8 protein-coding genes are annotated in these 11,401 nt (G+C 60.4%); all 8 read left to right on the top strand.

Going from position 1 to position 11,401, the window contains the following annotated elements; genetic code table 11:
* Nucleotides 1–147: 147 nt before the first annotated feature.
* The 8 genes from groES to rho all read left to right on the top strand — a co-directional run bounded on the left by groES (nt 148) and on the right by rho (nt 11,400).
* Nucleotides 148–435, top strand: a complete 288-nt coding sequence (gene groES / locus P5540_11300) for a co-chaperone GroES (protein HRT65400.1) — start codon at nt 148–150, stop codon at nt 433–435.
* 62 nt (nt 436–497) lie between these two features.
* A complete protein-coding gene (gene groL / locus P5540_11295) occupies nt 498–2,132 on the top strand; it encodes a chaperonin GroEL (GenBank protein HRT65399.1) in 1,635 nt (544 codons plus the stop codon).
* 356 nt (nt 2,133–2,488) lie between these two features.
* Nucleotides 2,489–3,910, top strand: a complete 1,422-nt coding sequence (locus P5540_11290) for a PASTA domain-containing protein (GenBank protein HRT65398.1) — start codon at nt 2,489–2,491, stop codon at nt 3,908–3,910.
* 254 nt (nt 3,911–4,164) lie between these two features.
* Nucleotides 4,165–4,953, top strand: coding sequence for an acyl-ACP--UDP-N-acetylglucosamine O-acyltransferase (gene lpxA, locus P5540_11285; protein HRT65397.1), 789 nt, complete (start codon nt 4,165–4,167; stop codon nt 4,951–4,953).
* Nucleotides 4,954–5,128: 175 nt separating this feature from the next.
* Nucleotides 5,129–6,082 (top strand): Gfo/Idh/MocA family oxidoreductase, encoded by a 954-nt coding sequence (locus tag P5540_11280; GenBank protein HRT65396.1) that lies wholly within the window; start codon nt 5,129–5,131, stop codon nt 6,080–6,082.
* Entirely contained in the window at nt 6,079–7,188 is a 1,110-nt protein-coding gene (lpxB, locus tag P5540_11275; GenBank protein HRT65395.1) for a lipid-A-disaccharide synthase, read from the top strand. Before P5540_11280 ends, lpxB begins: the two co-directional genes overlap by 4 nt.
* Before the next feature lie 8 nt (nt 7,189–7,196).
* Nucleotides 7,197–9,911 carry a DNA polymerase I gene (gene polA / locus P5540_11270; GenBank protein HRT65394.1) on the top strand — a complete coding sequence of 905 codons (2,715 nt, stop codon included), beginning with the start codon at nt 7,197–7,199 and terminating at the stop codon, nt 9,909–9,911.
* Nucleotides 9,912–10,122: 211 nt separating this feature from the next.
* Nucleotides 10,123–11,400: a transcription termination factor Rho gene (gene rho / locus P5540_11265; GenBank protein ID HRT65393.1), complete on the top strand. Its 1,278-nt coding sequence runs from the start codon at nt 10,123–10,125 to the stop codon at nt 11,398–11,400.
* Nucleotide 11,401 lies beyond the last annotated feature (1 nt).

Here is an 11,401-nt window from a genome sequence, read left to right as displayed (position 1 = left end):
TAATGGCCGAACGATGAGTACGGCGTGGCGCACGAACAGGCCATCAGAGATGTCAAAATGGCACGTTTCGGTGCAAAGGCCGACAAAAGGCAAAAGGAAAGAAAAAGGCATGCGGCCCAAGCCGCACAACCAAATGGGAGAATGGACATGAAGGTAAGACCATTGGCCGATCGAATTCTTGTAAAACGCGAAGAGCCCAGCGAAACCGTTCGCGGCGGGATCATCATCCCGGACACTGCGAAAGAGAAGCCGCAAGAAGGCCGAGTGGTGGCGGTAGGCCCGGGCCGGTTGGACGACGACGGCAAGCGGGTGCCGCTGGAAGTGAAGAAAGGCGACCGCATTCTGATGGGTAAATACGCCGGCACGGAAGTGAAGATTGACGGCGAAGAGCACATCATCATGCGGGAAGAAGACGTGTTGGCGGTGATCGAGTAACTTCAAAGGGCTGAAAGCACGAACCCGCCCGGAAGGGCGATTCAAACGGAGGACATGAAAGCATGAGTGCAAAACAACTGGAATTCGGCGAAGATGCACGACGCGGCGTATTGGCCGGCGTGGCCAAGTTGAGCCGTGCGGTAAAGGCCACCCTGGGTCCCAAGGGCCGCAATGTGGTCATTGACAAGAAATGGGGCGCCCCGACCGTCACGAAGGACGGTGTCACGGTGGCCAAGGAAATCGAACTCGAAGACAAGTTCGAGAACATGGGCGCGCAGATGGTGAAGGAAGTCGCGTCCAAGACATCCGACATCGCCGGCGACGGCACCACGACCGCGACGGTGCTGGCGGAAGCGATTTTCCGCGAAGGCCTGCGCAACGTGACGGCGGGCGCGAACCCGATGGCGCTCAAGCGCGGCATTGACAAGGCGGTGGATGTGGTGACGGCGGCCCTGGCCAAGATGAGCAAGAAGGTCAAAGACGACACCGAGGTCATCAAGAGCGTCGCGACCATCAGCGCCAACGGCGACCAGGCTATCGGCAACATCATCGCCGAGGCGATGCAGAAGGTCGGCAACGACGGCACGATCACGGTCGAGGAAGCCAAGGGCATCGAAACGACCCTCGAAGTCGTCGAAGGCATGCAGTTCGACAAGGGGTATCTGTCGCCGTATTTCGTGACGGACGCCGAGGCGATGGAGGCCGTTCTCGAAGATGCGTACATTCTCATCCACGAGAAAAAGATTTCGAGCCTGAAAGATCTGCTGCCGCTGCTCGAGCAGATCGCGAAGAGCGGCAAGCCCCTCCTGATCATCGCGGAAGACGTCGAGGGCGAGGCGCTGGCGACGCTGGTCGTCAACAAGATTCGTGGAACGTTCCAGGCCGCGGCCGTGAAGGCGCCGGGATTCGGCGATCGCCGCAAGGCGATGCTCGAGGACATCGCGGTGCTGACGGGCGGACTGGCGATTACGGAAGACCTCGGCCGGACGCTCGAAAGCGTGCAGTTGGCCGACATGGGCCGCGCGAAACGCGTTGTCATTGACAAGGACAACACGACGATCGTCGAGGGCGCAGGCGCGAGCGACAAGATCATGGGGCGCATCAACCTGATCCGCCGCCAGATTGAGGAGACCACCTCCGATTACGACCGCGAGAAGTTGCAGGAACGCCTGGCCAAATTGGCGGGCGGCGTGGCGGTCATCCACGTCGGCGCGGCGACTGAAATCGAAATGAAGGAAAAGAAGGCCCGCGTCGAGGACGCGCTGCATGCGACGCGCGCGGCCGTCGAGGAAGGCATCGTACCGGGTGGCGGCGTGGCGCTGTTGCGTTGCCAAGATGACGCCGAGAAGATGGCCTTGGAAGGCGACGAGGCCGTGGGCGCGAAGATCGTGATCCGTGCGCTTGAAGAACCGTTGCGCCAGTTGGCGGCCAACGCCGGCGCGGAAGGCGCCACCGTTGTGCAGAACGTCAAGGCGAAAAAGGGCGCGGTCGGCTACAATGCCGAAACGGGCGAGTACGAGGACTTGCTCAAGGCGGGCGTGATCGATCCGACCAAGGTGACCCGTTGCGCGCTACAGAACGCGGCGAGCGTGGCCGGTCTTCTGCTGACCACGGAAGTGCTCATCGCGGAGATGCCGGAACCCGAAAAGAAGGGCGGCGGCCATCCCGGCGGCGGCATGGGTGAAGACATGTACTAAGCCGTTGAAACTTCCAACGACGGCACGGGCGCGCGGGAAAACCCTTGCGCGCCCGTTTTCTTTCATATCATAAAATATTGGTAATAAATAACTTACAATCAGAAATATCCCTGCTTGAAAAAAGCAGGACAATCCAGGGACCGTGACGGTTGCCCGGTCGTTTACCTGTCGGATAAAATCCTTGACAGATAGCGCAAACATGGTATATGATTCGATTGTAAGGAGCGGCTGAAAATGCCCGGAAGGGTGCAGTAAGTGCGGTTTTAACTGCCTTGGCTGTGAGGAGTGGTGTGGTTCGATAGTAGTGTTGTGGCAATAGGGTAATCAAAAGCCATATAATTGAGGAGTGTGGCAACATGACAAACAAAAGGGTATGTACGGTTGGATTGGCCATTCTGATGGCAATGCTCTTGATGGGCGGCGCGCTGGCGCAAAACACGGTGCCGAATGTCATCGGAATGACGCAGTCGCAGGCCACATCGGCCATCACGGGTGCGGGGCTTGCGTTGCTCACACCGGTTTCCTACGGTAAGAGCGCGAATTATCCGGCGGGGCAGGTGTTTCGGCAGGATCCGGCCGCCGGGGCCTCGGTGGCTCCGGGCACCAAGGTAAAGATAGTTGTCTCTCAAGGCATTCCCAAACCGGAACCGGTGTTTCCGTGGGGAACGAATCCGACGACCAGTGCCCCGGTCAATAGTTTCTGCGACGCCCAGCAGGCGATTTTGGACAACAGCCTGCTGAGCCTTCTTCCACCCGAGTTCACGGGATTTCTTACATTGCTTGGCCCCGATACGGGCGACATCAATGGCATCACGTATGTCATCATTGCAAATCCGTATCCGGACGGCGAACTGGAATTCAGCATCGGCGGAAACGGCTGGATTGACTGCAAATTCGATCTGAAACTGATCGAAGCCGTTTTGAAGGATCAAACGTTCAACATCCCCGCGCAAGGATCCTATGCCGGTTTGACGCATGCCATGGTCTATCAGGCCTTGAATGTGAACGCGGAACAGTTTGAACAGGATATCGGCAGTTACTGGTCGCTGCTGGGCACGCTGGCCAATGGTCTGCCGCAGGTTCTTCTGGGTCACATGATTTTCGGCGACGGCCAGGCCACGTTTAGCGAGCCGGTGCCCGAGGACATTCCCTTCAACCGGATTGACTCGGTCGGTTCCGGCGGATTCATGCAGGCGTTGATGATGCTGCTGGGGTCCACGGGATATATCGCCAATCCCCTTATTGACGTCAACACCTATGTCCGCATGCCGGAATACTTCGCGCAGGACGGCGACGCCGACGGCGACGGCGCCAACAACCGCTGCGAATACAATCATGTGGCGGAGAATTTCCCAAGCGACATGATCAACAAGTACGTCGAATGGGCGCTTGATCCGGCCAAGGTTCCCGAATGTCCGCAGTCGGGCCTCAAGTGGGTGAAGGTGCCCGGCGACCGCTGGATTATGGTCGGCGACACGTTGTCGTTGTCCGTGATGGTGGCAGGCGAGATTGGGCCGGTCACTTATGCGTGGACCAAGAACGGCGTGCCGCTTGCCAGCAGCGGCAACACCTATATCAAGGAAAACGTTTCGCTGGACGACGCCGGCACCTATACCTGCACGGCGAGCGATCCCAGCAAGGCCAGTATCTCCACCAGTGCGGTCGTGCGGGTGTTCCCGGCCGGATCGCTGCCGGTGGGTGCGCCGATTGCTCTTGGCGCCTTGGCGGGCATGCTGGTCGGCTTGGGCGGAATGGTGGTCTTCCGCAAGCGCGGTTAAACCAAATTCGAATTCCTATCAACTGCCCGGGACCCCGGTGTTCCGGGCAGTTCGTTTTCGCCTCATGCATAAAGGCAGGCGGGACGGAGGATGCAAGGCAATCCCGCGTTTCGCAAAGCAGAAAGTATTGTCCTGCATGACGTCATTGAAACAAACTTGCATTTGAACCGCGCAAGGGGGTATTGTTCCGGCATCCATGCGGCCGGCCCTTTCATGACGGCTTTGTTTTTCATCCAAACCCAGGTGTTTACGAAATGAAAATTCATCCTACGGCGATTGTGGACCCGCAAGCGGAATTGGACGAGAGCGTGGAGGTTCAGGCGTTCACGATCATTGGTCCCCATGTGCGGATCGGGGCCAACACGATCGTCGGGCCCCATTGCGTCCTTGACGGGCGGACCGTCATCGGGGAACGAAACCACTTTTTCAGCGGCGCGCAGATCGGCATCCTGTCGCAGGATCTCAAGCACCGGCCCGATCTGATCGGTCGTACGACGATCGGCAACGACAACCTGTTTCGCGAGCACGTGACGGTCAGCGCATGCACGTTGACCAGCCGGGACGAGGAGCACCGGGTGACTTCGATCGGCAATCACTGCATGTTCATGGCCTACACGCACGTGGCGCATGACTGTCATGTGGGCGACGGGGTCATTATGGCCAATTGCGCATCGCTCGCCGGGCACGTCGAAGTCGAGGACAAGGCGATCCTGGGCGGGCTTTCGGGCGTGCATCAGGAATGCGTGGTCGGACGGATGGCGTTTGTGGGCGGGTTGTCCCGCGTGGCGCGGGATGTGCCCCCGTACATGATTGTTGACGGCAATCCCGCGCGCTGCTGCGGGCCCAACAGCGTCGGCCTCAAGCGAAACGGGCTCGATGCGGCGCAAAGGGCGCGCATCAAGGCCATGTACAAAATCATGTTCCGGTCAAATCTGAACACGACGCAGGCAATCCATGAAATCGAAGCCTCCGTGGAAGACAGCGAAGAACGGACGTGTTTTTTGGAATTCGTGCGGCGTTCGCTTCGTGGAATAACGAAGTAGTCAGTAGCAAATAGCAAGTAGCAAGTATTCTGTAGGTCTGGGTGCTTGTGAAATAATTGGTGCTGTCGAAGACGAATCGCCGAATTCCGATTAAGCCGGGTTGACAATGCCCGGCTGCAACGCGTGCGAAGTATCGCGGTTCTCCTTCCCATGAATGGGTTTTAAAGGTCCAGTCATGTCGAAAATCCGTGTAGGTGTTGTCGGTGTGGGGCATTTGGGTTACCATCATGCGCGCAATTACGCCGCGCTTGAAGGGGTTGTGCTGGCCGGCGTCGTGGATTCCGACGAAGGGCGCCGCGCCAAGGCGGCCAGGGATTTTTCAGCGCCCGGATTCGCTTCCGTGGCGGAACTGTTGGCTGCGGGGGTCGAGGCGGCGTCGGTGGCCGTGCCGACGACGGCTCATGCCGAAGTCGCGATGGCGTTGTTGAACGCCGGCGTGGATGTGTTGGTTGAAAAACCGATGGCGGCGACGTGCGAGGAGGCGGTACGGATGAAAGCGGCGGCCGCAGCCAACGGCCGAATCCTGCAAGTGGGCCATATCGAGCGCTTCAATGGCGCGGTGATGGCGCTGATGCAGGCCGTTTCGGATCCGAAATTCATCGAGTGCCACCGGCTCAGCCCGTACCCCAATCGCGGACATGACGTGAGCGTCGTACTGGATTTGATGATTCACGACTTGGATATCGTGCTTGCACTTGTGCGAAGCCCTGTCGCATCGATCGATGCGGTGGGGGTGGATGTTTTTTCCCCATCGGAAGATATCGCCAACGTGCGCATCCGGTTCGCATCGGGTTGCGTGGCGAACCTGACGTGCAGCCGGGTGGCCGCGGAACGCATGCGCAAGATTCGGGTTTTTTCGGGCGACGCCTATTTTTCGACGGATTATTCGGAACAGGAAGTGTTGTCCTACCGCAAGAAACCGGGCCCGGTGCCGGAAGGCGTGTCGCCGATGTTGCACATTGACGTACAGCCGTTGCCGGTGGTTCGCGACGAGCCGTTGAAACTTGAACTGGCCTCGTTCATTGATTGCGTGCGCACACGGGCGCGGCCTGTCGTGTCGGGAGAAGATGGTTTGGCGGCGATGCGCCTCGCTCAGGACATCGTGGATTTCATTCGGGAGCATCCGTGATTCGGATATTTCTGGCAGCCGGCGAAACGTCCGGCGACATTCATGGCGCGAATCTCGTGCGCGCGTTGTGTGCGGCGGACGCAGGTGTTGTTTGCGAGGGCTTGGGCGGCCCGCGAATGGCGGCGGCGGGCATGGAATTGCGGGAGGACCTCGCCGGGCGCGCGATCATGGGATTCGCGGAAGTCGCGCGGTCGCTGCCTTATATCCGGCGTGTGTTTCGTGAAACCGAAGCGCATTTGGCCAAGACCCGGCCCGATTGCGTCGTGTTGATTGACTATCCCGGTTTCAACATGCGGCTGGCGGCACGGGCGAAGGCGATGGGTTTGCGCGTGGTCTATTACATCAGTCCCCAGGTATGGGCATGGAAGGCCGGTCGCGTGAAGACGATCGCGCGCGTCGTGGACAAAATGCTGGTCATCCTGCCCTTTGAGGAGAAACTGTACCGCGAGGCCGGCGTGGATTGCGCGTTCGTGGGGCATCCGCTGATGGACCAGCTGGAAGCGGCGTCCGTTGAGGGAATCTACCGCGGCGGGCTGCTCGTGGGTTTGTTGCCCGGCAGCCGCGAGCAGGAGATCCGGCGGCTCATGCAGCCGATGATTGCCGTGGCGCGCGGCATCCGCGCGGCCCATCCGGAAGTGCGATTCGTCGTGCCGTGCGTGAATGCGGCGCGCGAGGCACAGGTCCGCGCGCTGTCGGGCGATCTGCCGATTGAAACGACAATCGGACGCATGTATGAAGTGCTGGACGCGGCGCGGTTCTGTCTGGTAGCATCAGGCACGGCGACACTCGAAACGGCGTTGTTCGGCGTGCCGATGGCGATCCTGTACAAGACGGGCCGCCTGAACTACTGGATTGCGCGGCGACTTGTGCGCATACCGCACATCGGACTGGTCAACATTCTTGCGGGCCGGGGCATCGTGCCCGAGTTCATTCAGGAGCAGGCGTCGGCGGACGCCATCCTGCCCGTGGCGCTTGAATTGATGGCCGACACGCCGAGCCGTCGGCAAATGCTGGACGACCTCGCGGCGCTGCGGGCGGCGTTGGGCGGACCGGGCGCCTCGATGCGCGCCGCGCGGGCGATCGTCGCCGTGGCGCAAGGAAACTGAGGGATCAAATGGCGGAGAGGCTATACATAATTGACGGAACGGCATTCGCGTTCCGTTCTTTCTTCGCTATTCGCGGCGGACTGAATGATTCCAAGGGAAGGCCGACCAACGCGGCCTACGGTTTTGCCCGCGTGCTCCTGAAAATCCTGCGCGAGGAAAAACCCGACCGGCTCGTGGTGACATTCGATGCGGGCGGCCCGACGTTCCGCGACGCCATGTACGGCGAATACAAGGCGCAGCGCGAGGAAACGCCGCCCGATCTTGTCGCGCAGTTCCCGATGATGAAGAAACTCGTCGAGGCCTTTGGCATTCCGATGTTGTGCGTCGAGGGCGTCGAGGCGGACGACGTCATCGGAACGCTGGCGCGCCGGGCCGGGGCCGAAGGTCTGGAGACCGTCATTGTGTCCGGGGACAAGGATCTGCTGCAACTCGTGTCAGATCGCGTTTCGGTCTACGATCCGAACAAGGGCGATGCCGGCATGCGCTACACGGCCGCCGAGGTCCGCGAACGCTTCGGCGTCGGGCCGGAACACGTGGTTGACGTGCTCGGCCTGATGGGCGATGCTTCGGACAATGTTCCGGGTGTTCGCGGCATCGGCGAGAAGACCGCACGCAGGCTGCTGGAAACCTACGGTTCGCTCGATGGCGTGTACGCGCATCTGGACGATCTCAAGGGAAAGATGCGCGAAAACCTCGAACAGGATCGCGACATGGCGTTTCTCAGCCGCGAACTGGCGACCATCAAGACGGACGTGCCGCTCGATTTCGATTTGGCCTCGGCCACATGCAAGCCGCTTGATCGCGCGCGGCTCGCCGAAGTTTTCGCCGAGCTTCAATTCCAATCGCTGCTCGAGGATTTTCTGCCCGACGCGGGCCAGGGTGAATCGTTGCGTTACATGCTCGTGTTGGACAAGGCGCAATTGGCGGATGCGATTGCCGAAATGCGCGCCGCGGGCGAATTCGCGCTCGACACCGAAACGACTTCGACGGATCCCATGCAGGCGTCGCTCGTCGGAATATCCATGAGCGCCAAGGCGCGGACCGGGTATTACATCCCCATAGCGCACACGCCGGAAGCCATGATGCGCAAGGCGCATCCGGATGATCTGTTCGGCGAACCGCTCGAATGCGTGCCGAAAAAAGAGGCGCTGGCCCTGTTGCGTCCCCTGATTGAGGATCCGGCGGTCAGCAAGACCGGGCACAATATCAAATACGATATGATTGTGTTGGCCCGTGAGGGAATCGAGGTCAGAGGCATCGCCATGGATACCATGGTGGCGTCCTACTTGACGGACCCGTCGCGTTTGAGGCATAATCTGGATGAAGCAAGCCTCCTGTACCTGAAGAGGAAAACGATTCCCATAGCCGATTTGATTGGCAAGGGAACGAAAACCATCACGTTTGACCAAGTCCCCGTAGATCGCGCATGTGAGTATTCATGCGAGGATGCGGATGTGACGTGGCGGCTGACGGGGGTGTTCAGACCGCTGCTGCGTGAACGTGAACTGGAGCCGCTTTTCCGGGAGGTGGAACTTCCGCTGATTCGCGTGTTGGCGCGTATGGAAATGGCGGGCGTGGCGATAGACGCCGCCGTGTTCGACCGCTTGCATGTCGAATTGACAAGACGCCTGAAGGCGCTTGAGGAAACCATATTTGAAGAAGCAGGCACGCCGTTCCAGATCAATTCGCCCAAGCAACTGCAAGCGATATTGTTCGATCGGCTCGGGCTGGCGCCCAAACGAAAGACCAAGACCGGGTACTCGACCGACGTGGACGTGCTCGAGGAACTCGCGGGCGAGCATCCGTTGCCCGCGAAGATCCTCGAATACCGGTCGCTGGACAAATTGCTAGGCACCTATGTAGACGCGCTGCCGAAACTCGTGAACCCGTCAACCGGCCGTATTCACACGTCGTTCAACCAGGCGGTCACGGCCACGGGGCGGCTTTCGAGCAGCGATCCCAATTTGCAAAACATCCCGGTGCGTTCGGAACTCGGACGGCAAATCCGGGAAGGGTTCATCGCGAATCCGGAGGGCATGCGGCTGATTTCGGCCGACTACTCGCAAATCGAACTGCGGATCCTGGCGCACTTGTCCGGTGACAAGGCGCTGCGGGAAGCGTTCGCGCGGGATGCGGACATTCACCGCGACACAGCGTCGCGCATTTTCGGCGTTTCGCCGGAATCGGTGACGCCGGACATGCGCCGGCAGGCCAAGGCGGTGAATTTCGGCGTGGTGTACGGCATCAGCGCGTTCGGCTTGGCGAAAAACGCCGGCTTGTCGAACAGCGAGGCTGCACGCTTTATCGAACAGTATTTCGCGCAGTATCCGCGCGTCAGGGCATGGCTCGACGAGACCATCGAGCGCGCCCGCCGTGACGGCTACACAACGACGATGTTGAACCGGCGCCGGTATGTGCCCGATCTGAAGAGTTCGGACGTGGCGACGCGGAAAGCCGCCGAGCGGGCGACGATCAACACGCCGGTGCAGGGCAGCGCAGCCGACATCATCAAGCGCGCGATGGTCCGGCTGGACGCCGCGCTCGAAAAAACGCGCGCACGGATGTTGTTGCAGGTGCATGACGAACTGTTGGTCGAGTGTCCGGCAGAGGATGTGGACGCGGTGGCGGAGGAGATGCGCCGCATCATGGAAAACGCCATTGCATTGGACGTCCCCCTGAAGGTGGACGTGGGAACTGGAAGGAATTGGGCCGATGCCCATTGACAACGATCATCGTGGACCGGCGAGACCGCCAAGGAGACGGCAATACCCCATGAGCAACGGAGACAATCGCAACCAAAACAAAATGCGCGGCAAGAAAAAGGCCACGGGCGGCCGGCAACAGGGCAAATCACAACAACGCGGGCGCCGTCCCATGAACATGCCGCAGCCCCAACGCCCCCCCATCGAGATCAGCGACGCCGAAATCGAGGAAATGATGCAGACCACCGGAGGGCCGGAAGTCGCCATCGGCGACCTCAAGGCCATGTCCATGCAGGAACTGCTCGATCTCGCGCGGGAACTCAACATCGAGGAATGCAGCGGCCTGAAAAAACAGGACCTGATCTTCAAGGTGCTCCAGGCGAGCATTCTGAAGACCGGATCGCTGTACGGCGAAGGCACGCTCGAAATCCTGCCCGACGGTTTCGGCTTTCTGCGTTCGGCGGACTATTCCTATCTCCCCGGTCCGGACGACATCTACGTCTCGCCGTCGCAGATCCGCAAGTTCGCCCTGCGCACCGGCGACACCATTCAGGGCCACGTCCGCCCGCCGAAGGAAGGCGAACGCTATTTTGCGCTGCTGAAAGTCGAGGCCGTCAACCAGGAAACGCCCGATGTCGCGCGGCAACGCATCATCTTCGACAACCTCACCCCCCTGCACCCCGACGAGCGTTTCCGCCTGGAAACGACGCAGGACGAGGTCGCCATGCGCATCATGGACCTCATCTGCCCCATCGGCAAGGGCCAGCGCGGGCTGATTGTCGCGGCCCCGTTTACCGGCAAGACGGTCCTGTTGCAGAAAATGGCCAACAGCATCGCCACGAACCACCCGGACGTGTCCGTAATCGTCCTGCTCATTGACGAACGCCCTGAAGAAGTCACCGACATGTCCCGCAGCGTCAAGGGCGAGGTCATCGCCTCGACGTTCGACGAACCGCCCGAACGCCACGTGCAGGTCGCCGAAATGGTGCTCGAAAAGGCCAAGCGCCTCGTCGAACACAAGCGCGACGTCGTGATTCTGCTCGACTCGATCACGCGCCTCGCCCGCGCCTACAACGTCATCGTGCCCGCCAGCGGCAAGGTCCTCTCCGGCGGTGTTGACGCCAATGCGCTCCAGCGGCCCAAGCGGTTCTTCGGCGCCGCGCGCAACATCGAGGAGGGCGGCAGCCTCACCATCGTCGCGACGGCGCTCGTCGAAACCGGCAGCCGCATGGACGACGTCATCTTCGAGGAGTTCAAGGGCACGGGCAACATGGAAATTCACCTCGACCGCCGCCTGATGGAAAAACGCATCTTCCCGGCGATGGACGTGGTCAAGTCGCGCACCCGCAAGGAAGAACTCCTCGTCTCCCAGGAAGAACTCCAGCGCGTGTGGCTGCTCCTGCGCGTGCTCAGCCCGCTCGAAACCGCCGAGGCCACCGAACTCCTCGTCGGAAAACTCAAGAAGACCAAGACCAACCACGAATTCCTCGCCATGATGCAGAAAATGTAAC

This window comes from Candidatus Hydrogenedentota bacterium, assembly GCA_035450225.1.
Lineage (GTDB): Bacteria > Hydrogenedentota > Hydrogenedentia > Hydrogenedentales > SLHB01 > DSVR01.
Note: the sequence above shows the minus strand (reverse complement) of the source record. Positions and strands in the feature narration are given on the sequence as shown.